The 26,355-nt window shown below is 59.2% G+C and carries 22 protein-coding genes; 5 read left to right on the top strand and 17 right to left on the bottom strand.

All coding sequences use genetic code 11. The features are described from left to right. Positions 1-37: 37 nt before the first annotated feature. From BLS57_RS03025 to BLS57_RS03005, 5 genes are all read right to left on the bottom strand, one after another. Entirely contained in the window at positions 38-508 is a 471-nt protein-coding gene (locus BLS57_RS03025) for a GbsR/MarR family transcriptional regulator (protein ID WP_093739014.1), read from the bottom strand. Between the two features lie 146 nt (positions 509-654). Next, positions 655-1,221 (bottom strand): PqiC family protein, encoded by a 567-nt coding sequence (locus BLS57_RS03020; protein ID WP_093739012.1) that lies wholly within the window; start codon positions 1,219-1,221, stop codon positions 655-657. Between the two features lies 1 nt (position 1,222). After that, on the bottom strand, positions 1,223-3,307 hold the full coding sequence (locus BLS57_RS03015; RefSeq protein ID WP_093739010.1) for a PqiB family protein: 2,085 nt from the start codon (positions 3,305-3,307) through the stop codon (positions 1,223-1,225). Next, positions 3,300-3,863 (bottom strand): paraquat-inducible protein A, encoded by a 564-nt coding sequence (locus tag BLS57_RS03010; protein ID WP_244153583.1) that lies wholly within the window; start codon positions 3,861-3,863, stop codon positions 3,300-3,302. The genes BLS57_RS03015 and BLS57_RS03010 overlap by 8 nt, the downstream gene beginning before the upstream one ends. 53 nt (positions 3,864-3,916) lie before the next feature. Further along, a complete protein-coding gene (locus BLS57_RS03005) occupies positions 3,917-4,561 on the bottom strand; it encodes a paraquat-inducible protein A (protein WP_093739006.1) in 645 nt (214 codons plus the stop codon). Positions 4,562-4,723: 162 nt separating this feature from the next. On the opposite strand from BLS57_RS03005, the gene BLS57_RS03000 reads away from it, so the two are divergent. Beyond that, on the top strand, positions 4,724-5,284 hold the full coding sequence (locus BLS57_RS03000) for a type 1 glutamine amidotransferase domain-containing protein (RefSeq protein WP_093739004.1): 561 nt from the start codon (positions 4,724-4,726) through the stop codon (positions 5,282-5,284). Positions 5,285-5,338: 54 nt separating this feature from the next. On the opposite strand, the gene BLS57_RS02995 is transcribed toward BLS57_RS03000, so the two are convergent. From BLS57_RS02995 to BLS57_RS02945, 11 genes are all read right to left on the bottom strand, one after another. After that, a complete protein-coding gene (locus BLS57_RS02995) occupies positions 5,339-6,439 on the bottom strand; it encodes a CaiB/BaiF CoA transferase family protein (RefSeq protein ID WP_093739002.1) in 1,101 nt (366 codons plus the stop codon). A 2-nt stretch (positions 6,440-6,441) separates the two neighbouring features. After that, positions 6,442-7,413, bottom strand: coding sequence for a C45 family autoproteolytic acyltransferase/hydrolase (locus tag BLS57_RS02990; protein ID WP_093739001.1), 972 nt, complete (start codon positions 7,411-7,413; stop codon positions 6,442-6,444). Positions 7,414-7,431: 18 nt separating this feature from the next. Then, complete coding sequence (locus BLS57_RS02985; RefSeq protein ID WP_093738999.1) at positions 7,432-8,889, bottom strand: biotin carboxylase; 1,458 nt, start codon at positions 8,887-8,889, stop codon at positions 7,432-7,434. A gap of 17 nt (positions 8,890-8,906) precedes the next feature. Then, entirely contained in the window at positions 8,907-11,642 is a 2,736-nt protein-coding gene (locus tag BLS57_RS02980; RefSeq protein WP_093738997.1) for an aminotransferase class I/II-fold pyridoxal phosphate-dependent enzyme, read from the bottom strand. A 66-nt stretch (positions 11,643-11,708) separates the two neighbouring features. Beyond that, complete coding sequence (locus BLS57_RS02975; RefSeq protein ID WP_093738995.1) at positions 11,709-12,791, bottom strand: carbon-nitrogen hydrolase family protein; 1,083 nt, start codon at positions 12,789-12,791, stop codon at positions 11,709-11,711. Between the two features lie 67 nt (positions 12,792-12,858). Continuing rightward, positions 12,859-13,290 (bottom strand): universal stress protein, encoded by a 432-nt coding sequence (locus tag BLS57_RS02970; RefSeq protein ID WP_093738993.1) that lies wholly within the window; start codon positions 13,288-13,290, stop codon positions 12,859-12,861. 12 nt (positions 13,291-13,302) lie between these two features. Then, positions 13,303-16,056, bottom strand: coding sequence for a TRAP transporter permease (locus BLS57_RS02965; protein WP_093738991.1), 2,754 nt, complete (start codon positions 16,054-16,056; stop codon positions 13,303-13,305). A gap of 112 nt (positions 16,057-16,168) precedes the next feature. Then, positions 16,169-17,128: a TAXI family TRAP transporter solute-binding subunit gene (locus tag BLS57_RS02960; protein WP_093738989.1), complete on the bottom strand. Its 960-nt coding sequence runs from the start codon at positions 17,126-17,128 to the stop codon at positions 16,169-16,171. A gap of 202 nt (positions 17,129-17,330) precedes the next feature. Next, on the bottom strand, positions 17,331-18,932 hold the full coding sequence (locus tag BLS57_RS02955) for an ABC transporter ATP-binding protein (RefSeq protein WP_093738987.1): 1,602 nt from the start codon (positions 18,930-18,932) through the stop codon (positions 17,331-17,333). Further along, entirely contained in the window at positions 18,929-19,744 is an 816-nt protein-coding gene (locus BLS57_RS02950; protein ID WP_093738985.1) for an ABC transporter permease, read from the bottom strand. Before BLS57_RS02950 ends, BLS57_RS02955 begins: the two co-directional genes overlap by 4 nt. Continuing rightward, complete coding sequence (locus BLS57_RS02945) at positions 19,741-20,688, bottom strand: ABC transporter permease (RefSeq protein WP_093738983.1); 948 nt, start codon at positions 20,686-20,688, stop codon at positions 19,741-19,743. Before BLS57_RS02945 ends, BLS57_RS02950 begins: the two co-directional genes overlap by 4 nt. 249 nt (positions 20,689-20,937) lie before the next feature. Here BLS57_RS02945 and BLS57_RS02940 point away from each other — a divergent pair, with 249 nt between their 5' ends. Beyond that, the gene (locus BLS57_RS02940) at positions 20,938-21,375 is read left to right on the top strand and encodes an HdeA/HdeB family chaperone (RefSeq protein WP_093738981.1); all 438 of its coding nucleotides are present in this window, start codon (positions 20,938-20,940) and stop codon (positions 21,373-21,375) included. A 72-nt stretch (positions 21,376-21,447) separates the two neighbouring features. On the opposite strand, the gene BLS57_RS02935 is transcribed toward BLS57_RS02940, so the two are convergent. Further along, positions 21,448-22,932: an ABC transporter substrate-binding protein gene (locus tag BLS57_RS02935; RefSeq protein ID WP_093738979.1), complete on the bottom strand. Its 1,485-nt coding sequence runs from the start codon at positions 22,930-22,932 to the stop codon at positions 21,448-21,450. Between the two features lie 157 nt (positions 22,933-23,089). Between BLS57_RS02935 and BLS57_RS02930 the strand changes: the two genes are divergently transcribed. From BLS57_RS02930 to BLS57_RS02920, 3 genes are all read left to right on the top strand, one after another. Next, a complete protein-coding gene (locus BLS57_RS02930) occupies positions 23,090-24,340 on the top strand; it encodes an Hsp70 family protein (RefSeq protein ID WP_093738977.1) in 1,251 nt (416 codons plus the stop codon). 187 nt (positions 24,341-24,527) lie between these two features. After that, the gene (locus tag BLS57_RS02925) at positions 24,528-25,379 is read left to right on the top strand and encodes a formate/nitrite transporter family protein (RefSeq protein WP_093738975.1); all 852 of its coding nucleotides are present in this window, start codon (positions 24,528-24,530) and stop codon (positions 25,377-25,379) included. A gap of 42 nt (positions 25,380-25,421) precedes the next feature. Then, positions 25,422-26,351: a YihY/virulence factor BrkB family protein gene (locus tag BLS57_RS02920; protein WP_093739166.1), complete on the top strand. Its 930-nt coding sequence runs from the start codon at positions 25,422-25,424 to the stop codon at positions 26,349-26,351. Positions 26,352-26,355: the final 4 nt, after the last annotated feature.

The raw sequence follows: 26,355 nt of genomic DNA, 5'->3' as shown, positions 1-26,355 counted from the left end.
CGTCTCCGTAGCCGCTGGCCTTTTGGGCCGCGCAGCATCATGTCTTGGGCTTCGTCACCCGGGGTATTGCATCTTCGAGCGCTGCGCTGATCGCATTATAGAAACTGGCAAAGGCTTCGAGGCGGGCGCGTACGTCCTGCGCCTCTTCGGGCAGTTTTTCGATCGTGTCGTCAATCTCAGCTTGGCTGCGGCGTGTGCCAGCCAGCGCAAATTTGGTCATCGCGGCGTAGGCGTCGTCGGCCAGTTGGAAATAGTCTTGCCGGTCGCCGGCCTTATTGATCCGCCGGATCAAACCGCGCTCTTCGAGCAATCTGATTGACGTGCTGATCGTGGCCCGGCTAACAGACAGACGTTTGGCCAAATCACCAAAGGCGACTTCTTCGCCCTCGAAAACCAGCATGGCAAAGACCTGACCGGACATGCGCGGCATGCCGTCATTGGAGGCAATCACCCCCATCCGCGCGATGAAGTCATCCCGCAGGCGGTCGAGTTTTTCGGTCGTTTCCATGAAGCGGTTCCAGACCCGTGACAAAGCGTGGTCGGTAGATAGACAGCCCTAGTCGCCAGTCAAGAGCGTTCAGACATTTCTGAACACTCTGAACGCACAATCGTGTGAAAATTCCCGCGGTCCGTGTAGGCAGATCGGTTTTCGGGCTATTTCAACCCGTTGCGGGCGATATAGCGGGCGAGATCAAGGACGAGCTGCCCCCGCGCGGCCGCGATTGCATTGGGCCCCCCTTCGGGGTTGAAAGGCACGCTCAGATCGAACAGACCGGAGCGCTCGCGACGGCCATCTCTTACAGCAACGAAGAACTGACCCGAGGCGCGAAAGTCACCCGCTTCTGTCGCCACCAGTTCCGCAAAACGCACTTCAACCCGCGCGTCCGGGAAGGCCTCAAAAGGCCAAGGCTCGGACGCCACCTGTTGCCCCGTCAGGCGGGCGAGGTTCTGGCTTAACTCCAGCGCCACCGCGCGTTCGGGCGAGTCCGCCCAGAGTACGTCGGTCGAGCTTACCAAACGACCGTCGGCCAGCTTCAGTGAAATCTCCTCGGCAGCCGCATAGGTCGGCAGGGAGACATCCCGCACTTCGACGGCAGAAAAGGCGATCGACATCTTCTCGCTCACCGCAGGGGCGCTGACCGTGAAACGCTCTGCCGTGCCCCCGCAAGCGACCAACAGGACCAAGAGGCCGAGGGTGGTGAAGGTCTTCACAACTGTCATGTTACCGTCCCAGCAAAAGCGAATTCGGGTTACGTTCAATGGTCCGCGCCAAAGATGCAAGGGCCTCGGCGGCCTTCTGGATCTCGCGCAGGGTCCGTTCGGTGCTACGGCTCAGCTGTTCGCCCTTGTCGTAGCCTTCGATGGTGCGGCCCGCCTGATTAAAGAGCCCAGTGAGGCGCGATACTACATTTGGCAGGTCCTTGGCCGACAACGCGATATTGTCCGCTGCGTTGCGCGCTGATGCCAGCGTACGGTTCACATTCTCGACCGCTCCGCCTTCGCGCAGTTCTTCCAACGTGCGGTTCACCTCATCCAAGGCGCGCTTTAGCGAGCCGGGAAGCGCGATAGCGTCCTCGGTGCCGATCACTGCGTCGGCGGATTCCGTCAGATCGCTAAGTGCCGCGATTAGCTCTTCGACTTCAAGCGAGTCCGCCTTGGCCGCAACGGCTTGAATTTGCTCAACCAGTTCTGGCACGCCTGCGACCGAGGAAGACACCGATTCCGCTGCCTCGGAGGCGCCTTCCAATGCGCTGCCAAGCCGCTCAACGATCCGCTCCTGCTCAAGTCGCGCCACCAAGCCTTCGATCTTCGTTAGCGTCGCGTTCAGTGCGACAGGGACATTCTTCACGTCTTCCGAAGACACCAGCCCCGTTAACTCGCCCAACAGGGTCCGCACGTCCTGCGGCGTCTCGCGCAGGTCTTCGTCAGAGACGAAAGCCTCGGCAGAGTTCAAGAAAGAAATCGCGCTGGACAGCAATTCTTCAATCGGCAGGCTGTTGATCCGGGTAAAGACCCCTTCGACCGTGGCCGCGGCGTCCGATACGTCGCTTTCGGTCGTCGGCATGACGACAAGACCATTCGCCGCCTCTTGCAAAACGGCCTCCTCGGCGTCCTCAACGATCACCATCTCTACCTTCAGCCCGCCGGTCAGCAGACTGGCCGAAGCCAAACGTGCCCGCAGACCGTCCTTCACGCGCTCTTTAAGGAAAGTCAGCGCTGCATCGGCGGTGACTTCGCCACGCAGACCCAAATGTGCTGGCTGGATCGACAAGATCGCGTTCAGCCGGACCCGACTGTCGCCAAAGCGCTCACGGTCAACCATGCCCGAGAGCGTATCGACCTCGCCGATCTCTAGGCCGCTCAGTTCTACGGGAGCACCGACGATCAGACCGGAAATATTATCGTCAAAGACAACGCTCATCTTCAGCGGATCAACTTCTGACGCGTTGAAGACGGAGTTCCGCGCAGTCTCTTTGTCAGGGTAAATCTCGAACACCGTACCGTCAGAAACAGGCTCTCCGCCCGAAACAAAGGTATCAAACGTAATCCCCCCGCCGACCAAGGTCGCCAGCGAGGAAAAATCGATCTCAGCCCCTGCAGGGCCAATGTTCACACTAAAGCCGGAGGCATCCCAGAACCGGGTTGAATCGTTGATCAGCCCGCGGTGCTCTTCAAAAATCAGCGCCTCGACGATGGCATAGTTGCCCTGTGGCGCAATCTTGGCATAACCAACGCGCCCCACTTCGATCCCCTTATACAGGATCGGTGCATTGTCCGTCAGATCACCATTGGCCGTTGAGCGAAAGGCGATCTCCAGCCCACCCTGTCCCGGGCGGATCAACGGCTCGGTTGAGGCGCCTTGGAACCGCTCGGCGTAGGGCCCAATCTGCTGATCCCAGGAGCCTTCGATATAGACCCCACTCAGCACCGTACTGAGGCCGGTGATCCCCTGTGCAGTCACTTCGGGCTGCACCACCCAGAAAACAGCGCCGCCGTCGATATAGGGGGCCACATCCTTGTCCACGCGAATATGCGCGGTCACCTTGTCCAGCCCACCCGTAAAGCCGAGCTTCTCTACCACGCCCACCGTCACATCGCGGAACCGCAACTCGGTTTCCCCGGCGGCGATGCCTGCACCTTCTTCAAACTCGACAATGATGACCGGCCCACGCTCCGCATAGGAGCGGTAGGCGACAAACAAAGCGACGAGAAGTGCAAGAATGGGGATGATCCAGATCACCGAAGCCCCGCTCAGGAATATCTTGCGCACGGGAGAGATCGGCACGTCGGGAGGCGTTTCAGTCATGGTGGTTCGGGCCCTCGTCTTTGGCTTGAGCATCCCAGATCATACGGGAATCAAACGCTTGCGCAGCCAACATCGTAAAGATCACAGAGAGGGCGAAAAAGATGCTCGCAGTTCCCGGATTGATGGATGCCAGTGTCTTGAGTTGCACCAGAGACGACAAAATCGCAACCACAAAGATGTCGATCATGGACCAACGGCCAATGTACTCAACCACCTCATAGAGGTAATGCCGCCGACGCTGCGAAGTGACCCAACCGAGCTGCACGCTGAGCGCCAGATAAGCCACGGCGAAAAACTTGCCCAGCGGAATGGCGACCGACGCAAACAGAATGATAAAGGCGATGCCCCAGTTGCCGTATTGCGCCAGTTCAATCGCACCGCCGATGATCGTGCTCTCATCGACCTGAAACAGGGTCCGTGTCAGGAGCATCGGATAGACGTTGGCGGGGATGTAGCACATCAGTCCGACTGTCCAATAGGCCCAGACCCGCTGCAGGCTCAGCTCATCGCGCGAGATCAGATTGTGCCCGCAACGGCCACAGGTCTCCGTGCCCATCGGCCAAGGCTTGGCGCAACGGGTGCAGGCAACGAGGCCCAACTCACGGGCGCTTAAGATTTTTTCGGGTGTTCCAGAGACTGCCATACTGACCATTTACACAAAAATCTGTCCTGCGCGATGACCAGCACCACCAGAGCTCCGAACATATAGAACGCGGGGCCGAATTCGACATCGGCAAGATCGGCCACTTTGACCAAGGCCACAGCACAGCCGATTGCAAAGACCTCGGCCATAGACCAAGGCCGCAGCCCTTCGGACAGGCGAAACGCCGGGATCGCATGACGGGCCGGGGGGCGGTCCAGCACCACTGGGATCAGCACATAGAGCGTGAGCATGACCCGCAGCAGCGGGATAAAGACAATCAGCGCGGCTGTTGCCAGCGACAGCAAGATCATCGGTCCACCGAACGCCAAGGCGGCATCTAGGATCGATACAGCATTGCTTGTCCCCGCCGCGTCGATCCGCAGAAAGGGAAAGACTGTTGCGCCGAGGATCAGCACCAAGACTGCGAGGGCCACCGCGATGATCTGCAGGCCAGCGTTACGCCGCGGGGTGATCAGAGCCGTGTGGCAGCGGCTGCAGGTTGCACGCTCCCCATGCTTCGGCCGCCGCAACCGGTAGGTGGCATCACACTGCGGACAGACGATCAACTCGTCTAACGGCAGGTCTGCAAGGGGGGTGGCGGCGTGATCCATTATCTCGGGATATATGATGCGTGGCGCAAAAGGCTACCAGTATTCTATGCGGGTCACCTCAATGTCAGAACCTCGCAAGCGGCTTCTCGCACTCACCGAAGTGTGATGGGAACGTAGCGCCTTAGCAGCCGTTGGGTCTTCAGAACCGAAAAGGAGACAGCAATGACCGATATCAACACTGCGAAGATCCTCATTCTGGCCACCGATGGCTTTGAACAGTCCGAACTGCAAAAGCCCTTGAAAGACCTCCGGGCCCGTGGCGCGACAGTGCATGTTGCGACCCCTGAGGGGAATGAGATCAAAGGCTGGGACGAAGACGACTGGGGCGACAGCACGCCTGCCGACCTCGCTCTGAAAGACGTCAATGTCGACGATTACCAAGGCATTGTCCTGCCCGGCGGCCAGATTAACCCCGATCTGCTGCGCGTGAACAAAGACGCCATTGCGCTGATCCGCAAGTTCCATGACAGCGGCAAAACTGTCGCCGCCATCTGCCATGCCCCGTGGCTGCTGATTGAAGCCGGGATCATCAAGGGCCGCAAGGCTACGTGCTGTCCCTCCATCGCAACAGACGTCAAAAACGCCGGAGCGAAATACGAAGACAGCGAAGTGGTGGCCGATCAGGGTATCGTGACCAGCCGGTCGCCCGAAGATCTGGATGCCTTCGTGGCCAAGATCGTTGAAGAGATCGAAGAAGGCAAACACGAGCGCAAAGCGGCCTGAGACGCCTTTGCCCTCTGTGGCTATTCACCCCCGGTTTCGCGACCGGGGGTTTTCTTATGCCAGATCGTGCGCAGACAGTCCGAGTTCGGCCAATACCGCATCGGTATCCGCCCCAATCGGACGCGGGGCGGCGGGCATCTGGGGCTTGGCATCGCCGAAGCGCGGCGCCCGACCTGACTGCAAGACCCCATCCGCACGCAGCATATTCCCTCGTGCCGCCATCTGAGGATGGTCAGGCGCTTCGGAAAAGCTGAGAACCGGCGCGACACAGGCGTCCGATCCATAAAAATGTGCCGCCCAGTCGTCGCGGCTACGGGTGGCAAAGATTTCTGCAAACTCTGCGGTGCGGACGTCCCATGTGGCCGTGTCATTCTGGCTCTCGCGGTAGTCGATCGGCAGACCCAGCTTCTCCAGCAGGATTGCGTAGAACTGTGGCTCCAACGCGCCGACCGCGACAAACTTGCCATCAGCGCAGGTGTAGCAGCGGTAGAACGGCGCCGCCCCGTCAAGCCAGTTTGATGCGCGTTGTTCCGTCCAGGCCCCCTGCGCCAGCATGCTGTGGATCAGCCCCATCATGGCTGGCACACCATCGACCATCGCGGCATCGACCACTTGCCCTTTGCCCGTCACCCCGCGTTCGATGACGGCCGAAAGTATGCCGAACAGCAGAAACATCGTGCCCCCGCCGTAATCGGCCACCAAGTTCAGCGGAGGGACCGGGGGTTGGTCCTTGGACCCCATCGCATGCAATGCGCCGGTCAGGGCGAGGTAGTTAATGTCATGCCCCGCCGTCTGCGCCCAAGGTCCGGTCTGCCCCCAGCCGGTCATGCGGCCATAGATCAGCTTTTCGTGGCATTCCTCTGGTCCCAACCCAAGCCGTTCCATCACGCCGGGGCGGAACCCTTCGATCAATACATCGCTGGCAGCGATCAGCCGCTTCGCCGCTTCCAGCCCATTCGAGGACTTGAGGTTCAGCACCACCGAACGCTTGCCGCGGCGATTGATGTCCGTTGGGTCGGCGGGCGCGGCTTTGCGATCCACCGTCACAACATCGGCGCCAAGATCGGCCAGCAATTGTCCGGCGAGCGGCGCAGGGCCAAGGCCAGAAAACTCGACCACCTTCAGCGATGCCAACGGACCCTTGCGCTCCTCCATCCTTATGCTGCTCCCGGAACCAGCACTTCGCGGCCCCCTTCGGTGAACTCTGACAGAGAAAGCGGCCAGACCGTGCCCGGCCAGCGCAACTCCATCTCGCGTTTGCGAGGACGGTAGATCGCTGTGTAGAGCGTGCCAAAACCGGCATTGAAAGCAGTCGAATAAAGGGGCGGTTTCAGGAACGCGTTTATGAACTTCTCCTCCGGGTCCCGGTGCAAGCGCAGCCGCTGAAGCAGATAGCGCTCCCGCTCGACCGTCGCAGTAAAGCGCGCGTGGCTGATCCACTCGACGCTCTCTTGGTGGTTCGTCGCCACCGCTGCGCGAGTGATCAGCGTAGGACGGTCCGGGGCCATCATCGCGGTGACGTAGTTGCGTTTGCGGTCCAGCACGGTGACGTTGTAGCTCATATGCGTCGGCACGCGGGCCAGCACTTCGCTTGCCTGTTCCGTGGTCTCGCAAGTCTGCAAGACGTACCGCAGGATCAGCGGCACGCCAAAGCCTTCGCCCACTACGCGCCGTCCACCAAAAGTGAGCGAAATCGCGAGCCCCGCGTCATTCACCCCGTCGACCAAGCCCCAAAGCCCGTCCGACGTGCCCATCACCTGTCGCCCCTGCCAGTTCGTGCGCAGCACCATCGCGTCAAAGGACTTGGGGTTATAGTCATAATTCCGCACCATGACCGGCTCTTTGCCCGCCCAAATCGCCTGACTACAGGCCGAGAGATAGGGCGGGAGACAATAGAAGCTCAGGAACCGCGCGGCATGATCGCCGCCGCCTGCGAGGGTGCAAAGCTCGTCATAAAGCGGCAGCAGTTCCGGCATATGGGTGCCAAGCGCGCGGCGGCACTGGGCATAGGTCGGGCGCGCGGCCTCACCTTCCTTGAGCCACCACGCATGGTAGTCGGGCCAATAGGCCGCGAAGAGACCGGCCCACTTGGGGCCGGGCGTGTCTTCGGACAAAGCGCGCCAGAACATCGCGACCTTTCATACCCGTTAAAGGATCTTGAAAGCCGGGTCAGAGACTTCCGGACCGGCAGACGCAGTGGGCAGGGGTTTGCCGTCAACTGCACGTTTGATCCCGTGAATCCACTTTTTCGCGCGCTCATTCAACTGGAAAGACTTCGTCATCGAACGACCCCGCGTCACGAGGATGCCAATGTCGGCCCCTTCATAGCGGTAATCACCCGGCTGAAGGATGCGCAGGAAGAAGGCTTCGTTCTCCGATTCCACCGCGCGGCGGTGATAATCGAAGCGGTCAAAGACGACGCTGCCGTCTTCTTTCATTTTGTAGATGCCGGTCTCTGGCGCTTCGGTGCAGATGTCGACACTGTCTTCGGTGTGTTTGATGACCATCTGGCTCCAGCCATCGATGTTCTGCGGATCGGCCCAGCGGGCGTTTAGCTCATCCACATCGAGGTTGAACTTCTTTTTCGAGAACTCCAGCAAGTGGAACAGGAACAGCGGCGCGTCAGCATGGGCAAAGGCCGCGTGGTTGGTCATCGAAGACGCGCCAGTAATGCGTGGGTTCAATTCGCCGAGCCACAGGTCGCCAGTTTTCTTGTCGATCAGGAAGTCCAACTCGAAATAGCCGCGATAACCCTCTTTGCGGAGTTGCTCCCCAAACTTGAAAGTCAGATCACGCGCCTTTTCGCGCACCTTGGGCGGGAAGGCGGTGGCGAGAATTTCATTGCCACACCAGCCGCCACGATAGGGGGTCAGTTCCTTAAACCCGACTAACTCGGTCATCAGCGGGCCGACGATCGTGCCTTCCTTGGTAGCGCAAGCCTCAATCGCCGCACCCCGGCAATCAATGCGCTTCATGATCTTGATCTCACCCTCGCCGATGATCTCGCTCTCGTGGCGGCGGAAATCGGCTTCGGATTTGATAAAGAACGTGGTGTGCCCGCTGTCGCCATAGGCCGATTGCAGCACCAGATCATTGCCGATCCCGGCCTTTTCACAGGTCTTTTTCAAGTCTTCATAAGACTTAACTTCGGCCAGAACGTTCGGCACCGAAGGCACGCCCGCCTTGTTGCCGATGCGCACGGTTTCGATCTTGTTGTCCATCGACTGGCGCAGCTTGGCCTTTGGGAACCAGACGTCAGCGCCCAGCTCTTTGGACAGGCGCTCGGTTTCTTCGTCGAACATCAGGAAGACGAATTTGGGCTTGCCGCCACGGCGTTTGATAAAGTCGATAACCTCTTTGTGCTGCAGCAGGTAGTTGTTGATGTCCTCAATGCTCTGGAACTCCGCATGCGGCTGTTCCGAAGGGCAAAAGACGTTGGGATGCTTGCCGCCGTAGCAATCGATGTAGCAGATGTATTTGAAGTTCTTCACCCATTCATCCAAGCCCAACAGGTTAAAGTTGGTGGCCGAGATGAAATAGACCGGGTCCTCGTTTCGGTGAAAGAACCGGCGGATTTCAGAGATATTTTTGAGGATTGTTGCCATGTCGTTGGTCCTTTTGGTCAAACGGGTGAAGAAGAAAGGTCTTTGCCGCGTACGCGGCTCAGCGCATCGGTTGTAAAGACGCGCAGGCCCAGATCGGGCCGGTATCCATGGATCTCGCTCACGTCTAATGCACGCATAAAGTCGAGAATTTCCTGGCTGACGACCTGTCCGGGGACAAGGATCGGAAAGCCGGGCGGATAGGGGATGATAAAACTGGCTGAGACCACGGTATCTCCCGCGTCCATCGCCTCTTGCAGTGAGCCGTTCAGGTCGAGGTAGTCACAGTTTTTCTCATCATAGGAGAGGAAGAAGGCCGTGCGAATGTCCCCCTCAGGCGTATCCGCTGCGCGGAAAGCATCGTGGAATTTGCTGAAATCCGGCAGCGGGGGATAATTATCCATCAGGTTGGTGACGCGACGATCGAACGACAGCCGTTCCATCCGGCTGGCATCGTCGAGCAATTCGTCCAGTGATTTCGCGATCTCGACCAACACTTCGATCAGGTAAGCGACCGAAGAGCGCGTGGTGCCGATGTTGGTCATAAACAACACGGTATTGCGCGAGGTCTTGTTGATCTGGATGCCGTACTTATCCATCAAAATCTGCGTCTTGAAGGTATCGCCATCCCAGCCGGTGCCGCCCACGGCGAGGGTGACGCGGGTCGCGTCGAGCACAAACTCGTCCTGCTCCCAGCAGTCCCACATATCGGTCCAGCCCTGTTCGACGTCGTAATAGCTGGTCACCCCGCTTTCACGGTGCATCTCCGGGATCATGTCACCGGCAGAGAGCACTTTGAAGTACTTGCTGAGCAGGGGGTGTTCACTGATCGCGCGGCGCATCGACATGGCCGCTTCGACCTGACGTTGCACAAACTCGAAGCCTTCTAGTTCCACCTGCCGCCGACCGACATCAAGCGAGGCGATGATCTGATAGTTCGGCGAGGTCGACGTGTGGGTCATATAAGCTTCGTGAAAGCTTTGCTCCACCTCGCCTTTAAAGTCCTGATCGTTGACGTGGATCATCGACCCTTGGCGCAGAGAGGTCAGCGTCTTGTGGGTCGATTGCGTTGCATAGGCCCGCACCCGCGCCTGCGGCGGTGGGATCAGACGGGTGTTCAGCAGGGTCTCCTCGTCTGCATCCTTCAGCGTTTTCTGCTGCTCTTCATAGGCCGCGGCATGGGCTTCGGATTTGAACTTTTCGCGCAGCACATTGGCCGCGTTCATCGCCGTGCGCTGGCGATATGTGGGACTAAACCGGGCAAAAGCGAACCACGCCTCATCCCAGAGGAAGATCAGGTCTGGCTTGATCGCCAGACATTCCTCCATCACCCGCTCGACGTTATAGACCAGCCCGTCAAAGGTGCAGTTGGTCAGCAGTAGCATGCGCACGCGATCAAGCTTGCCCGCGGCCTTAAGCTCCAATAGCCGCTCCTTGATTTCCCGCAGCGGTACCGCGCCGTACATCGAGTATTCATTGAGCGGATAGCTGTCGAGGTAACTGACCTGTGCGCCCGCCAGCACCATGCCGTAGTGATGCGACTTGTGGCAATCGCGGTCGACTAGAACGATGTCACCGGGCCGCACCAGTGCCTGCACGACGATCTTGTTACAGGTCGAGGTGCCGTTGGTGGCGAAAAATGTCTGTTTAGAGCCGAAGGCCCGGCTGGCGAGTTCTTGCGCTTCTTTGATCGGTCCATGCGGCTCAAGCAGACTGTCGAGTCCGCCCGACGTTGCTGAAGTCTCTGCGAGGAAGATGTTAGGCCCGTAAAAGGCCCCCATATCTTGAATCCAGTGACTTCGGGTGATCGATTTACCGCGGCTGATTGGCATGGCGTGAAAGACGCCCGTCGGCTGTTTGGAATATTCCACCAGCGCGGTGAAGAAGGGCGACTTGGCCCGCGCCTGCACTCCTCGCAAGATGTTCAAGTGCAGTTCCATAAAGTCTTCTTGGTTGTAGAAAACCCGCCGACAGATCCCCAGATCAAGGCCCGCGATATCCTCAACCGAGCGCTCCGTCACAAGATAGGCGTCCAATTCGGGGCGCACCTTGGCGATCATGCGGCACAGTTCAGGCCCATAGCTTTCGGGATGCAGCGCGTCGATCTCGTCTCGGCCTCCGGCGCGGGCGAGGTAGCGGGTCAGGATTGACTGATCCACTTTGGATTTCAGCGTGAGGCCGGGGCGCACCACGATGGCTTGGATGTTGTGGTTGAACATCACCGCAATGAGCGCGTCTTCGAGGCTGGGCACCACCACCGCCTCATAGATGAACGGATCCTCTGGACGGCGCATGCGGCTCACGTTGTTGCGCAGCCAGCGTTCCTGATGCTCGTTCACGCTGTCGACAATCAGCACTTCGAAATAGGGCTTGGCCAGTGCACGCGCCTCGGGTGGCTGCATGGCCTCGTCGTCGTGTTCGTCCTGATCCAGCGAATCCCGCTCCAGCGGGATGGTCCGGCGCCGGTAGGCGCCGGTGGTCAGGGCGCGGGTCACACGGTTAACGGCAAAAGCCAGATCCTCATAATTCCCGTGGGTGAATTGCCGGCGCATGTGGTCAAAAGCGCCCATGCCCGGAAAGGCCCAATAGGGCTCGATCAGAGCAAGTGAGTCGAACAGCGCCTCGATATCCTTGCGCCCTGCGGCTGCGCCCTTTCCCTTTGCATCTCGCGCAAGAGCGGTGGTGGCGGCGCGCAGCGCGCTCCACCGGTCAGAACGCAGTTGTATGGCCGAGGAATAGTCGTTCATGGAATGCATCAGGCGTCCTCTGCTGGAGGGCCGACCGATGCATCAGGCTGCGAAACGCGCGAACCTTACCTCGGTCTAGCCGCTGGTATTGTCATTCTGCCCGACGGTGACGGGCGGGGTTGGTGGATTAGGCGTCGCCGCAGCGGGTGCGGCAGGCGCCGGAGACTGCGCCACTTCGGGCGCGGTGCCCGCGGTGGGGCTGGCAAGAGGCTCTGGTGGGAAACCATTCTTGCCCTTGTAGGCGGGAAGCTCGGCGGGCACTTGCTGGCCCGGTACATCTACGTGCAGACCGGCGCGGGTGCCCTGTTGCGGGATTTCGAGCGGGCCGAGCGTGTTCAGATAGGCGTCAGCACCGCTTTCGCGGTCATAGATCGGGAAATCAGTCGACCGGTCGCGGAAAGATTTCAGCAACTGGCCCAGACCCTTCATCCCGGTCTCGCGCTGGCGGCGCACCATGTTCAGGTCGATCTCGATTGGGAACATGTCTTCTTGGCCCGCAGACTGGTGCAGAACCATCGATGTCGGGTCGACGACGCAGGATTTGCCCACGCCGCCCGCGCCAAGACCGTTCACGTCGAAGATATAGCACTGGAACTGCGCCGCCGTAGCCCGCGCGATGGCAAGTTCCGCATCGCGGTCGGTCGTGCCGGTCAGCACCGGGTGCAGCAGCACTTCGACCCCTTGCGAGGTCAGTTGGCGCGTGGTCTCGGGGAACCACATGTCATAGCAGATCGACAGGCCAAAGCGGCCCACGTTCGGCACGTCGAAGATGCAGAATTCATTCCCCGCCGCGACCCCGGCTTCATATGGCCGGAAGGGGAACATCTTGGCATAGCGGCGCACCACTTCACCTTCGGGGTTGATCACGACCGAGGTGTTATAGACCCGGCCATCTTCGGGGTGCTTGAGGAACATCGAGCCGGGGATCAGCCAGACCCGGTGCTTGCGCGCGGCGGCTTGGAAGACCTCAATCGTCTCGTTCTCTGGCGGCAGAGCGAAACGGTCCAGCGGGCCGAAGGGCGCAAGCTCGGAGAACAGCACCATCTGCGTCCAAGGGAAGCGCGCCATCAGGATGTCGAGCCGGTGAATCATGCCGTCGACATTGGGCTGCAGGGCGTTGACGTACATTTGCACGCCGGCGATGGCGAAGGGGGTCATGCGTGAATACTCCGAGCAACGCGGCGCATTGGAACATTTCCCTGCTTCATTCCGCGATTCACGTCTCTTACGCCCTCACGACCAGAACGGAAACAGGGGAACGACGCACGATTCGGTCTGCATTTGAGCCGACGAGAAATTCTCGTAGCTTGTCAGGATGTTCGGAGCCCATGACGACCAGATCAGCATCTGATTTCTTTATCGTTTTTAGCGCCTCACGGTGAATCTTACCAAATTTGAGGTGTTGCTTCACCTTTATGTCATCAGGCACTTCGCGGTCGACAAGCTTGGCAAGTTCCTGCGCAGCCCGCGCGGTTGCCTTCTTTTCGTAGTCCTGCGGGAAGAATCCCTCAACCAAAGGCGTCCCCATGTCAGGCACGACCGAGAGGATATGGAGCGTGCCCTTGGACAGACGGATCATGTCGATCGACTGTGGGAGAGCCTTTTCCCAAGATTTGGGATCGCTCAGGTCAATCGTCAGCAAGATGTTATCAAACATAGCGCGCCCTCCTCAGGCTGTCGCGGACTGGCGGGAGGTCCGCTCAGCGCGGCCCCGTTGCAGGAAGACCACTAACGCCAGCAGCAGAAGCGCCGGGATGAACATCCAGTATTTGCTGGGCTGCGGCACAGGCTTCAGCACGCGCAACACTTCTTGGTCCCAATCGAGCCCGGCAGATTGCGCAGGGCTGTCATAGACCACGTCGTCGATGATCATCTTGTCGCCATCCTCACGGAACACCAGGCCAGAGGCTTCCAATTTCTCGGCCCCGGTTTCGCCCTCCCCAATCGGCAACAGCGCGACAAATTCCAACGGATCCCCAAGGTCGTTGACGCCGGAGACCCGCAGTCGCAGCCGTTCCCCTGCCGGGGTTTCTTCGGCAGCCTGTACGATCTCGGTCGGCGCCTCTTCGCTATAGGGCGGCGAGATCATGTCCATCCAGAAGCCCGGGCGGAAGAGCGTAAAGGCGATCAGCAAGAGCGCGATTGTTTCATAGAAACGGTTACGGGTTAGGAACCAGCCCTGCGTCGCCGCTGCAAAGAGCAGCATCGCCACGGTCGCGACCACGAAGATGAACAGCCCCTGCCCCCATCCGACGCCGATCAGCAAAAGCTCGGTGTTGAAAATGAACAGGAACGGCAGCGCCGCGGTGCGCAGGCTGTAGAAGAAGGCCACCAAACCGGTGCGGATCGGATCACCGCCCGACACAGCCGCCGCGGCGAAGCTCGCAAGCCCCACCGGCGGGGTCACGTCCGCCATGATGCCAAAGTAGAAGACAAAGAGGTGCACGGCGATCAGCGGCACAATCAGACCGTTCTGTTGGCCCAACGTCACGATCACCGGTGCGAGCAGCGCCGAGACCACGATGTAGTTCGCCGTGGTGGGCAGGCCCATGCCGAGTATCAGCGACAGCACCGCAGTCAGGAAGAGGATCGCAAGGATATTGCCGCCCGACAGCACCTCAACCACATCCGCCAGCGCCGAACCGACGCCTGTCTGGCTGACCGCACCAACGATGATACCTGCGGTCGCGGTCGCAATGCCGATACCGATCATGTTGCGCGCGCCGGTGACAAGGCCGTCGATCAAGTCAAACACGCCTTCTTTGATGTCATTCACAAACTGGCTCTCACCCCGGAACATCGCCATCAGTGGGCGTTGTGTAAGCAGGATGAAAATCATGTAAGCCGCTGCCCAGAAGGCCGAGAGGCCCGGCGACAGACGGTCGACCATCAGCGCCCAGACCAGCACGACAACCGGTAGGATAAAGTGCAAACCGGAGCGGGCGGTGGGCCCGGGCATCGGCAGGGACGTTACCTCGGCATTCGGGTCGTCGAGCTTGAGCGGCTCTTCCTTGCTCGCCACATAGAGCAGCCCGACATAGACCGCGGTGAGGAAGACAAAGATGATATAGCCCGCCGTTTCTGGGAATGCCGGACGGATCCAGCCCATCAGATAATAAACGGCAAAGGACAACGCGCAGATCGCGATAATCGCAAATGCGATGCCGATCAGCTGCTGCACAAGCGGCTTGGGCGTATATGCGCGCGGCAAGCCCTGCATCCCGGCCTTCATCGCCTCAAGGTGTACGATGTACACCAGTGCGATGTAAGAAATCACCGCCGGAAGGAAGGCATGTTTCACGACGTCGAAGTAGGGGATGCCGACATATTCGACCATGAGGAAGGCCGCAGCCCCCATCACGGGCGGCATGATCTGACCGTTGACCGAAGAGGCCACCTCGACAGCACCGGCTTTTTCGGAGTTAAAGCCGACCTTCTTCATCAACGGAATGGTAAACGTACCCGTGGTCACCACGTTAGCGATGGAGGAGCCTGAGATCAGGCCCGTCATCGCCGAAGCCACGACCGCCGCTTTCGCCGGTCCACCACGCATGTGGCCCATGAGGCTAAAGGCGACCTGAATGAAATAGTTGCCCGCGCCTGCACGGTCCAACAGCGAACCGAAAAGCACGAAAAGGAAGACGAAAGAGGTCGAAACACCAAGGGCGATGCCAAAGACGCCTTCGGTGGTGATCCACTGGTGGTTCACAATCTCGGACAGGCTGTTGCCCTTATGCGCGATAATGCTGGGCATATAGGGGCCGAGCACGGTGTAGAACAGAAATAGGCTCGCCACGATCATCAAAGCCGGCCCGAGCGCGCGGCGCGTGGCTTCGAGCAGGATCAGCAGGCCAGTGACGCCTGCGATATAGTCAGGCAGGATAGGCGCGCCGACGCGATTGGCAATCTCGCGGTAGAAAATGAAGAGATAAAGCGCACAGAAGGTGCCGACGATGGCCAAGGCCCATTCCCAGATTGGGATGCGGTTCTTAGGTGAGCCGAGCAGCACTGTCGCGATGACAAAAAGCGCCGGGATCGGGATCCACCAAACGGCGGTCGAATCCTTTGTGCTGGCCATGAAAAGGGCTGCGAGCACGATAGGCACGATGACACCAAGCGCCACCTGAAAGCTGGTGCGCGTGGCCGGGAAGACCATAATGCCAAGGAAAACAGCAAAGCCGAGGTGGATGGACCGCGCAAGCGTGTCGTTAAACAGGCCGAAGGGCGAAGCGATATAGAGCTGAAACAGCGACCAAGCGAGTGCCACCAACAGCAAAAGAGTGCCCATGGGGCCCGCAACAGCGCGTCCGCCCGTATCAGAAGAAGCAACAAGTTCGTCAAGTTCTGCCTGACTTAATCCGCCGCGATCACCGGTTGCAGCGGTCTCGACGGCAGCCGCCTTTTGCTGGTCCTTCTCCGACATATCGTCCCCCTGTCAGCCCCATCTTATGACGGGTGCTTCTATTCTTCTTTGTTGGGTCTCTGACGGCAGCGTACCGCCGCCAGAGTTGTTATGTCACGCAAATACTAGAAGATTATTCGATCCAGCCTTGCTCTTTGTAGTATTTCTCGGCGCCCGGGTGCAGCGGAGCCGACAGACCGCCGGAGATCATTTCTTCTTCGGTCAGGTTTTCGAAGGCAGGGTGCAGGCGCTTAAAGCGGTCGAAGTTGTCGAAAACCGCTTTAACCACTTGATAGACCACGTCCTCGTCAACATCAGCGGAGGTGACGAATGTCGCTTTCACGCCGAAGGTTTTGACGTCTTCGTCAGTGCCCTTGTACATGCCGCCCGGCACGGTGGCCTCGGCGTAGTATGGGTTGTCGTCGATCAGACCTTGGATCGCGTCACCGTCGACCGGCACCAGCTTGGCGTCGATGGTCGATACGGCTTCTTGGATGGAACCGTTGGGGTGGCCCACGGTGTAGATGATCGCGTCGACCTTGTTGTCGCCTAGAGCAGCCGCTTGCTCAGCAGGCTTCAGCTCGGAGGCCAGAGCGAAATCGTCCAGCGTCCAGCCCTTGGCGTCCATCACGACTTCCATGGTGGCGCGCTGGCCGGAACCGGGGTTGCCGATGTTGACGCGCTTACCCTTGAGATCGTCAAAGGACTCGATGCCGCTGTCGGCACGGGCGATCACGTTGAACGGCTCACCATGCACAGAGAAAACCGCGCGCAGGTTGTCGAACTTATCGCCTTCGAACTGCGAGGAGCCGTTATAGGCGTGGAACTGCCAGTCGGACTGGGCAACTCCCATGTCCATGTCGCCCGCTTTGATCGCGTTGATGTTGGCGATGGAGCCGCCGGTCGACGGCGCGGTGCATTTCAGGTTGTGATCCGCAGTGCCGCGGTTCACCAGACGGCAGATCGACTGACCAACGACGAAGTAAACGCCCGTCTGGCCACCGGTGCCGATGGTGATGAACTTTTCCTGAGCCATGGCCGCGGAACCAGCTACCATGGCGCCGGTCATCGCGAGCATTTTGAACATTTTCATAAGATGTCTCCCATTGTTATATTGGCGGCCCACCCTTTAGGCGGACGCCATTGCATGCACAAGTAGAGCGCCAAGACGATTAGGCAATTGAACCGTCTTGGGAAATTCCACTTTGCGTGAGGGGCCAGGTGACGGCCACGCTCGCAGTGCGGGAATCTCCTAAACAGGTTAAGACGGTTTGCCGTTTCGATCAATCGGCCCGTTAACCTGTCGCTTGCGACAGGTCGGGCAGCACGGGTGCGGCAGCGATCAGCGCTTGGGTATAGGCATGTTGCGGCGCATCAAAGACCTTCGCCGTTTCGCCTGCCTCAACGATCTGCCCGGATTTCATCACTAAGACACGGTCCGTCACGCTGCGCACGACTGACAGATCATGCGAGATAAAGAGATAGGTGAGGTCATAGTGGCCACATAGATCAGCCAGAAGGTCGAGGATCTGCGCCCGGACAGAGACATCGAGGGCGCTGACAGCTTCGTCGAAAAGGATCAACTCTGGCCGGATGATGAGCGCGCGGGCAATGGCGATCCGCTGGCGCTGGCCGCCGGAAAACTCGTGAATGTATTTGCGGGCGTCTTTGGGTCTCAGCCCCACGGCGGTGAGTGCCTCATCAATCGCACGGGTTCGCTCCGCGCCTTGGGGCGGGGTGTCGAGCAGGTGAAATGGCTCGGTCACCAGACGGTCGACCCTATGGCGCGGATTGAAGCTGCCGAAAGGGTCTTGGAAGACCACCTGCAGCTTACGACGGACATTCAGATTGGGCTTTGTTCCGGTAAAGACCGGCTCGCCATCCAATAGGATACTGCCCTCCTGAACCGGCTCGAGGCCCAGAATCGCCCGCGTTAGCGTCGATTTCCCACAACCGGACTCGCCGACAAGTCCCAGCCGTTCGCCACGGTTCAATGTGAAGCTAACGTTGTCTACGGCGCGAAATTGGCCGGGCTGACCGAAGAGCGTTTTTCGCGGCAAGCGGTAGTCTCGGCAGACATCTTTGACCTCCAACAGCGGCACAGGCGCAGGCGCTTCGGGGAGGTTGACCTCATGCCGCGAGGCGTCAAAGAGCATCTTCGTATAGGGATGCTGCATGTTGTGGAGGAGGCTCTGTGTCTCGCCCTGTTCGACAATCTGACCCTTGCGCATGACGATAATGCGATCGGCCATATCTGCCACGACCGCGAGGTCATGGGTGATCATTAACAGGCCCATTCCATCCTCGCGCGCAAGCCGCGTGAGCAGCTGCAGGATCTGCGCTTGCGTGGTTACATCCAACGCAGTGGTGGGCTCATCGGCGATCAGCAGGCGGGGACGCAGGGCGATGGCAATGGCGATCACGACACGCTGTCGCTGGCCGCCACTGAGTTCGTGCGGAAATCGCGACAGAGGGAAGCGTTCTTGCGGAAGGCCGACACGCTCTAGGGTCTCCGCGGCGCGCGCTTCGGCCTCGGCGCGGGAAATGCTGCTGTCATGCACGCGGATGGTTTCAGCCACTTGCCGCCCGATGGACTGCACCGGGTTCAGCGCAGTCATAGGCTCTTGGAAGACCATGCCGATGTCGTTGCCGCGCATGTTACAAAGCGCCGCTTCACTCATCTGCGTCAGATCATCGTCGCCCAGCATGATGTGGCCGGTAGTCGTCGTCCCCTTAGGCAACAGCTGCATCGCCGCCAGCGCGGTCATCGATTTGCCCGAGCCGCTTTCCCCCGTAACGGCGACGATCTCACCGGGATCGACAGAGAAGGTTACCCCGTCGAGAATGTGCAGACCGTGGATCGACAGCGAGAGGTTGGAAACAGTCAAAAGCGTCATGTGCGTGCCACCCTCAGCCGCGGATCAAGCAAATCGCGCAGCCCGTCGCCCATCAGGTTTAGCCCCAACACCGTCAGGATAATCGCAAACCCGGGCATTAACGCCATATGCGGCGCGATGCTCACCATCGTCTGCGCATCTGCCAGCATCCGGCCCCAAGACGGCACCGGCGGCTGGGCACCAAGACCGACATAGCTCAGCCCCGCTTCGGCCAGAATGCCAAGGGAGAACTGAATGGTGCCCTGCACGATAAGCAGGTTCGCGACGTTGGGCAGGATATGCTCTGCCGAGATCCGCGCGGCGGATTTGCCGGCGACACGTGCCGCAAGGATGAATTCCCGCTGCCACAGAGACAGCGCCGCCCCGCGCGTGATGCGGGCGAAAACGGGAATGTTGAAAATGCCGATGGCGATAATGGCGTTGATGGCGCCTGCTCCAAAAACCGCTGTAATCAGAATGGCGATGACAATGGCCGGAAAGGCAAAGACCAGATCATTGCCACGCATGATGATCTCATCCACGAGACTGCCTCGCCGCGCTGCTGCCCAGAGCCCCAGCGGCACACCGGCCCCCATCCCAATGCCCACCGCCACAAGCGCCACTGCAATGGACGTGCGCGCGCCGACCATGATCATGCTCAGAATGTCGCGCCCAAAGTGGTCCGTGCCAAGCGGATGTACCGCCGAGGGCCCCTGCAACTTGTTGGCGATGTCGAGCCCGGCGTAGTCATAGGGCGTCCAGACAAAGCTGATGAGCGCGGCCAGCAGAAACACGGCGGTTAGCGTGGCGCCAAGGATCAGATTGCGGTTCATGTACGTGCCCTGAGCCGGGGGTCGACGGCGGCATAGGCCAGATCGACGAGGAAGTTCACCACGATCACCGAGAAGACCAAGAGCATCACGACAGACTCGACCACAATCAGATCGCGGGCCGAGATGGACTGGAAGACGAGCCGCCCAAGGCCGGGCAAGTAAAAGACCTGCTCAATGATGATCGACCCGGCGAGCAAGAAGGAAAATTGCAGCCCGATAATCGTTAGCACCGGGATCAGTGCATTGCGCAGCCCATGCCGCCAAAGCGCCTGTCGCGCAGTTAGCCCCTTGGCCCGCGCCGTACGCATGAAATCTTCACCCAGTACATCCAGGAGAGACGAGCGCATCACCCGTGCGAGTATCGCCGCCTGTGGCAGGGCCAATGCGATAGCGGGCAAGGTGAGTGCATGCAGCCCGGCCCAAAGCCCCTTGTCCCACCCCACAAAACCACCAGCCGAGAACCAACGTAGGTTAATCGAGAAAATCAGCACGAGGATCATTGCGAACCAGAAGTTCGGCACCGCGACCCCCAACTGCGTCGCTCCCATCACACCGATGTCCCCCGCGCCACCACGGCGCGATGCGGCGTAGATGCCCGCGGGGAAGGCCACGATGATAGACAGCGCCAAGGCATAGATCGCGAGCGGTACGGAAACCCAAAGCCGGTCTCCAATCATCTCGGTCACCGGCGTGCGGTAGGTGTAGGAGGTGCCAAAATCACCGGTCAGCATACCGCCCACCCATGCGAGGTATCGGTCCAGCCGAGACTGGTCGAGCCCCAGTTCTGTGCGCAGAGCGGCAAGGGTTTCGGGCTGTGCGTTCATCCCGAGCATAAAGGAAGCCGGGTCACCGGGGGCGACTTCGATCACGACGAAAATCACCAGCGAGGCGACGGCCAGACTGATAAGCAAGGAAAGAAATCTCTTCGCGGTATAACGCAGCATAGCGCGGAGGTTAGGCGGCGGCGTCGGAAGGGTCCAGAGGGGTCAGAACGATTGACGGGCGCATTCTGCATTTTCTTGCCGCCATCCGGTCACGGAAGCGTGAGCGCCTCCCCGACGGTCGGACAAAGCCTATTTATCAGGCGTTTAGCTCGACGATCACCAGTTATCCGCCGGTTCAATAAAAGCTGCGGGAACCAATGTGCCCAGTTCGGGTTGTCTTCGGGAGAACAGCGAAACAAGGAGATAGAAATGAAAACGACTTTGAAAACACTTGCGATTGCCGGCCTTCTGGGCACCGTATCCGCACCCGCTTTCGCCGCCGCGCATTTGGACATGGCAACCATGACCTGCGCCCAGTACCAGGACCTGAGCGATGAAGACAAAATGGAAGTTGCTTCCATGGCGATCGCTGAGCTGGAAGACGGCGGCCACGGTGGTTCGATGATCACCGAAACGAAAAACGACGGCACTGAGCCAAGCGACATCTCCGCAGCTGAAGCGACAGACGCTGAAGAGACCGAAGGTTCGATGATCGACAACGTCAAAGCTGTCGAAGATTCTGAGTCGGCTGACGAAATGGTCGATTCCGACATGGAGCAGGAAATGGAAGATTTCGCCGTTGCTTGTTCGCAGAACCCTGACGCACTTGTAAGCGAGGCCGCTGCCGGCCTGCGCGGTAAAGATTAACTTCACCTAGCTTATTGAGAAAGGGCGCGCTTATCAGCGCGCCCTTTTTTTGTTTAACAACCAATTAGAGGCTTACTCTCTCCAGCTGACCGCCGTCAGGTCTGTGGCTTGGGTCGGCGCGTTTTTCCAAATACCTTTCAGATCGGCCTTCGCAATGGTCGGGAAAGCCAACTGGAACAGATAGCCATTTACGTAATCCTCAGCGATCATCTGCTGTGCTTTGGCAAGCATCTCGCTGCGGGCCGCAGGGTCGGCAGTCTTGTTGAACTCCGCAATTAAAGACTGGAACTCGGCATTGTCGTACTGGAAATAGTAGTCCGGGTTTGCGTAGATATTAATGTCCATCGGTTCGGTGTGACTAACGATGGTCAGGCCAAAGTCTTTGCCCTTAAAAACAGTCTCTAGCCATTGTGCCCATTCTACATTGGTGATCTCCGCCTTGATGCCCACTTCGGCCAGCTGCGCGGCAATAATTTCACCGCCACGGCGGGCGTAGGAGGGTGGGGGCAGGTGCAATGTAGTCTCGAACCCGTCTTCAAACCCAGCCTCAGCCAGTAGCGCTTTCGCCTTTTCCGGATCGTGGCCGCTCATCTCGGTCAGATCGACATAGTCGGGGTTGTGCGGTGCAAAATGGGTGCCGATGGGCGTGCCATAACCAAACATGGCACCGTCAATGATCGCCTGCCGGTCGATGGCATGCGCCACCGCCTGACGCACCTTCACATTGTCGAAGGGCGCCTGCTTATTATTGATCGAGAGGATGGTCTCTCCCTCAGTCGAGCCGATAAGAACCTGAAAGCGCGGGTCCGCTTCGAACTGCGGAATGTTCTCTGGGGCGGGGAAGCCGGCGAAGACATCCACATCTTCTGCCATCACCGCGGCGAAAGCTGCAGTTGGGTCCGAGATAAATTTGAACGTCGCGGTTTCTAAGGTGGCAGGCTCGCCCCAATAGTCTTCGTAGCGCGATAGGGTGATTTTGTCGCCTTGGCTCCAATCGTCGAACTTAAAGGCGCCCGTACCAATGGGGGTTTGCTTGATATTTTCGATGGACTCCGGTGCCACGATCACAGCATCGCCCCATGCGAGGTTGAACAGCATGTTGCCGTTCGGCTCGCTCAGTTTGACCTCGACAGTTTGCGGGTCGATCACATTGACCTCGGAAATCGCGGAATAGAGCGCTTTTTGCGCGTTTGCGCTGTCTTCGGCGTTGATCCGGTCGAGCGTGAACTTCACGTCTTCGGCGTCCATCGTAGAGCCGTCATGGAAGGTCACACCTTCACGAAGCTTGAAGGTATAGGTCAGCCCGTCTTCGGAAATCTCCCAAGATTCCGCCAGACCCGGCACGACCGATCCATCGCCCATAAATCGGGTCAGCCCTTCGAAGACATTCGAATAGAGGACCGAGTCGATGGCCCCTGCGGCAGCGGACGTAGGATCGAGATGTGGCGGCTCAAGCTGAAGGGCAACGGTGATGTCCTCCTTTGCCCAAGCGCCAGTTGCGGCGACGGCGAGCGTGGCAGCAGCCACCCCGGTCATTAAGCTTTTCAAACGGTTCATGAATTTCTCCCCTGATGTCTTACTTTTCCGAAGGCTAGCCAAAAGCTGCGTGGCGCGCCAGCATTCGTTGCCAAGCGCGCATAAGGAGGGTATCGCCGGGCCTCTGCAAAGGCGCCCAACAGTCACGGCGCCAGCAAAACGAGCGATTGGAGAACCCATGGCCACACTTGGAATTGATTTCGGGACCTCCAATACCGCGGCGGGTATCGCTATTGACGGTGTTCCGCATCTGATTGCGCTTGAGGCTGAGGCGCAGACTCTGCCAACGGCTGTCTTTTTCGATTTTGAATCTTACGAGATGCGAATTGGCGCTGCCGCGTCTGACGCTTTGCTGGCCGGGGCCGAGGGGCGGTACATGCGTGGTCTGAAGAGCTTGCTCGGAACGCGATTGATGCGCGAAAAGCGGGTTCTCTTGGGCGAGCGGCTGGATTTCATCGACATCGTTGCGCGTTTTCTGAGCACGGTGAAGACCCGCGCCGAAGCGGCGACCGGCCAGAAATTCGACGCAGCCCTGTCAGGGCGCCCGGTACGGTTTCACTCAGACAACGACGCACGCAATGCGCAGGCTCTGATTGACCTGAAAGAAGCCTATGCCAGAGCTGGTTTCTCGCAAGTAGACTTTATGAATGAGCCGGAGGCCGCAGCGCAGGCCAACCGTGACGCGCTGCGCCCGGGCGATCTTGGCTTGGTGGTCGATATTGGCGGGGGCACCTCGGATTTCACCCTCTTCCGCCAACGGGGCGCGGATGAGATCGACATCTTGGCCAGCCACGGTATTCGCCTTGGCGGCACGGACTTTGACCGCTCCCTGTCAATTGGGCGGGTGATGCCGCAACTCGGTATGGGCAGCGAGATCCGCCATGCCTTTGGCAATGACACCCACCTGGCGCCGAACGCGATCTTTAACGACCTGGCGACTTGGGCAAAGATCCCATTTCTCTACGGTCCCGAAACACACCGTGCAGCAGCGGACCTACAGAAATTTGCGGTACATCCAAAACGTTTGGCCCGATTGGTCAAAGTGCTCGACGAAGAGTTGGGGCATGATCTGGCCTTTGCCGTTGAGGCGGGGAAAATCCGAGCAAATGACGGAAAGGACGGCGACGAAGACCCTGTGATTGACGTCTCAATGCTCAAACCACGCGCAACGCTTCCTCTGCCCCGCGCTTGGGTGCGCAAACGGTTGTCTGGGCTGGCCGAGCAAATTGGCGCGGCGGCTATGGAGACCTTGAAAGTTGCGGACATGGAGGCGGAAGAAGTGGACCGGCTGATCTTTGTTGGCGGGTCAAGCCTGATGCAGGTTGTCGAGGCGGCTCTGCAGGACCGGTTTCCGCAGGCGGAAGTGCACCGGGGTGCGGCGCTGACGGCGATTGTTGAGGGGTTGGCGTTGAAGTGCTCGAGTGGTTGAACGCGGGCGGACCGTCCGGGGGTGAAGGCGGGATACGGTATTTAAGAAAGGATGAAGGATTGAGGGCTCAAGCAGCTCGCCCAAACGTTTCCGGCAGGGGCACCTTCGCGTGATCAGCCAGCTTTTTACTGTTCGCAGAGGCGCTAAGCACTAGGTAATTCTTGTCTATACACTCAGGAAATATCTGATGGCCCCACTGATCCAGAACAAACCTCCGCAATCCGCTGTGTCGGAAGAAGCTGAAGAACGCTCCGTCAGCAATGCGGCGGCCCTGTCACCCAAACTGATCTATGAGGTGATCCGACGCGAGGGGCGCGACGAGTTGAACCGGACCAATCGCTCGCTGATCTGGTCGGGCATCTCAGCGGGTATGTTGATCAGCCTTTCGGTTTTGGGCGAGGCTATTTTCCGTACTTACCTGCCTGACGCAGAGTGGCGCTACCTCGTAGAGAACCTTGGCTATTCGCTGGGATTCATCGCGGTGATTATGGGGCGGATGCAGCTTTTTACTGAGAACACGATTACAACGGTCTTGCCACTTATGCAGGAACGCAGCTGGGGTATTCTCGGAAGCTTACTTCGGCTCTGGGGCGTGGTGTTAGGCGCCAATGTTATCGGAGCTTTTGCTGCAGCGGCACTGTTCATCTACACGCCTGCAGTCCCTCAAGAGATTCTCCCGGCGATCATTAGCCTGTCGGAACATGCGACAGGGATGGGTCCTGCGGAAGGCTTTTGGCGCGCCATACCGGCGGGGGTGATTGTGGCCCTGATCGTATGGATGTTGCCCGAGGCCGATGAGGCGGCGTTCTTTCTGATTCTTACCTTTACCTGGCTTATCGCTGCAGGTGATTTCACGCATATCGTGGCGGGATCGGTTGAGATGGCGGCGTTGATGCTGCACGGGGGGTTGGGGATCAGCCAAGCCATCTTCGGGTTCTTCCTGCCGGTGCTTGTCGGCAACATCATCGGGGGGACCTTGGTCTTTACCCTTGTCGCTTGGGGCCAGGTTCGCGACGATGTTGAGGAATCTGAACGTTGACCGGCTATGGTTGGCCTCACCCCGGACAGGAAAGGGCCTGATTTGATACAGCGCCGCCCACCGACACGACCGGCGATTTACTGGGACGCGATCAAAGCCAGTCTCGCGCAGGCGGCTGAGGCGAACCTTGCACTTATTTCGGCCGGGGTGGCGTTTTTTGCGATGTTGTCTTTGTTTCCCGCATTGGCTGCGCTGATCGCCCTGCTCGGATTGATTTCCGATCCGGTCGTTGTGGTGGCACAGCTGGAGGACGTTCGCGGGCTTTTGCCGGATGATGTTTATGACATCATCAATACGCAGGTGACGGGGCTCGTCACCGCCCGCGCCGATACTCTGGGTTGGGCGGGGGTGCTTTCGTTATTCGTTGCGTTGTGGTCGGCGCGTGCGGGCGTTGGGGCGATGGTGATTGGCCTCAACACCGTTTATGGCGAACGCAACCGCAAGGCAGCGCGGCATTACCTGCACGCCCTTCTGTTAACGATTAGCCTCGTGGCGGTTGGGATTGTGGCGCTCTTGACGGTTGTCGTCGCGCCGATCTTCTTGGCTTTTATCCCATTGGGCCCCTTTGGCAATGCCGTGGCCGACCTCTTGCGTTGGACGGTGGCCGTGGTCGTCTTGTTCGCAGGCGTTGGGGTTCTCTACCGGTTTGGTCCTAACCGCCGCGCCCCGCGCATGGCGTGGCTGAGCAGCGGTGCCATTCTGGCCGTAATGTCATGGGCTGCCGTGTCTGTTGGGTTTTCCTACTACGTCGCAAATTTCGGTAATTATAACCAAGTCTATGGATCGATTGGCGCGGTCATCGCCATGTTGATCTGGTTGTGGATCAGCAGCTTTTTGATCCTCTTCGGTGCCGCGCTTAATGCGCAGATTGAACGAAGAACCCGCCCGGACAGCACCATAGGCAAACCAAAACCGCGCGGTCAAAGGGGGGCGACTGCGGCGGATACTTGGATTAAGGTGGACAGCGATTAAGCCG

The sequence above is a fragment of the Sulfitobacter delicatus genome, from assembly GCF_900102535.1.
In the GTDB taxonomy this organism is placed as follows: Bacteria; Pseudomonadota; Alphaproteobacteria; order Rhodobacterales; family Rhodobacteraceae; genus Sulfitobacter; species Sulfitobacter delicatus.
This window is presented reverse-complemented; position numbering and strand designations above follow the sequence as displayed.

Bases quoted from the DNA above. Each gene is read 5' to 3' on its own strand.
- BLS57_RS02965 (WP_093738991.1), bottom strand. From the start codon at position 16,056: ATGTCGGAGAAGGACCAGCAAAAGGCGGCTGCCGTCGAGACCGCTGCA.
- BLS57_RS03020 (WP_093739012.1), bottom strand. From the start codon at position 1,221: ATGACAGTTGTGAAGACCTTCACCACCCTCGGCCTCTTGGTCCTGTTG.
- BLS57_RS02985 (WP_093738999.1), bottom strand. From the start codon at position 8,889: ATGGCAACAATCCTCAAAAATATCTCTGAAATCCGCCGGTTCTTTCAC.
- BLS57_RS02995 (WP_093739002.1), bottom strand. From the start codon at position 6,439: ATGGAGGAGCGCAAGGGTCCGTTGGCATCGCTGAAGGTGGTCGAGTTT.
- BLS57_RS03015 (WP_093739010.1), bottom strand. From the start codon at position 3,307: ATGACTGAAACGCCTCCCGACGTGCCGATCTCTCCCGTGCGCAAGATA.
- BLS57_RS02975 (WP_093738995.1), bottom strand. From the start codon at position 12,791: ATGACCCCCTTCGCCATCGCCGGCGTGCAAATGTACGTCAACGCCCTG.
- BLS57_RS03025 (WP_093739014.1), bottom strand. From the start codon at position 508: ATGGAAACGACCGAAAAACTCGACCGCCTGCGGGATGACTTCATCGCG.
- BLS57_RS02955 (WP_093738987.1), bottom strand. From the start codon at position 18,932: ATGACGCTTTTGACTGTTTCCAACCTCTCGCTGTCGATCCACGGTCTG.
- BLS57_RS02945 (WP_093738983.1), bottom strand. From the start codon at position 20,688: ATGCTGCGTTATACCGCGAAGAGATTTCTTTCCTTGCTTATCAGTCTG.
- BLS57_RS02940 (WP_093738981.1), top strand. From the start codon at position 20,938: ATGAAAACGACTTTGAAAACACTTGCGATTGCCGGCCTTCTGGGCACC.
- BLS57_RS02950 (WP_093738985.1), bottom strand. From the start codon at position 19,744: ATGAACCGCAATCTGATCCTTGGCGCCACGCTAACCGCCGTGTTTCTG.
- BLS57_RS02935 (WP_093738979.1), bottom strand. From the start codon at position 22,932: ATGAACCGTTTGAAAAGCTTAATGACCGGGGTGGCTGCTGCCACGCTC.
- BLS57_RS03000 (WP_093739004.1), top strand. From the start codon at position 4,724: ATGACCGATATCAACACTGCGAAGATCCTCATTCTGGCCACCGATGGC.
- BLS57_RS02970 (WP_093738993.1), bottom strand. From the start codon at position 13,290: ATGTTTGATAACATCTTGCTGACGATTGACCTGAGCGATCCCAAATCT.
- BLS57_RS02930 (WP_093738977.1), top strand. From the start codon at position 23,090: ATGGCCACACTTGGAATTGATTTCGGGACCTCCAATACCGCGGCGGGT.
- BLS57_RS03010 (WP_244153583.1), bottom strand. From the start codon at position 3,863: ATGGGCACGGAGACCTGTGGCCGTTGCGGGCACAATCTGATCTCGCGC.
- BLS57_RS02990 (WP_093739001.1), bottom strand. From the start codon at position 7,413: ATGTTCTGGCGCGCTTTGTCCGAAGACACGCCCGGCCCCAAGTGGGCC.
- BLS57_RS03005 (WP_093739006.1), bottom strand. From the start codon at position 4,561: ATGGATCACGCCGCCACCCCCCTTGCAGACCTGCCGTTAGACGAGTTG.
- BLS57_RS02925 (WP_093738975.1), top strand. From the start codon at position 24,528: ATGGCCCCACTGATCCAGAACAAACCTCCGCAATCCGCTGTGTCGGAA.
- BLS57_RS02980 (WP_093738997.1), bottom strand. From the start codon at position 11,642: ATGCATTCCATGAACGACTATTCCTCGGCCATACAACTGCGTTCTGAC.
- BLS57_RS02960 (WP_093738989.1), bottom strand. From the start codon at position 17,128: ATGAAAATGTTCAAAATGCTCGCGATGACCGGCGCCATGGTAGCTGGT.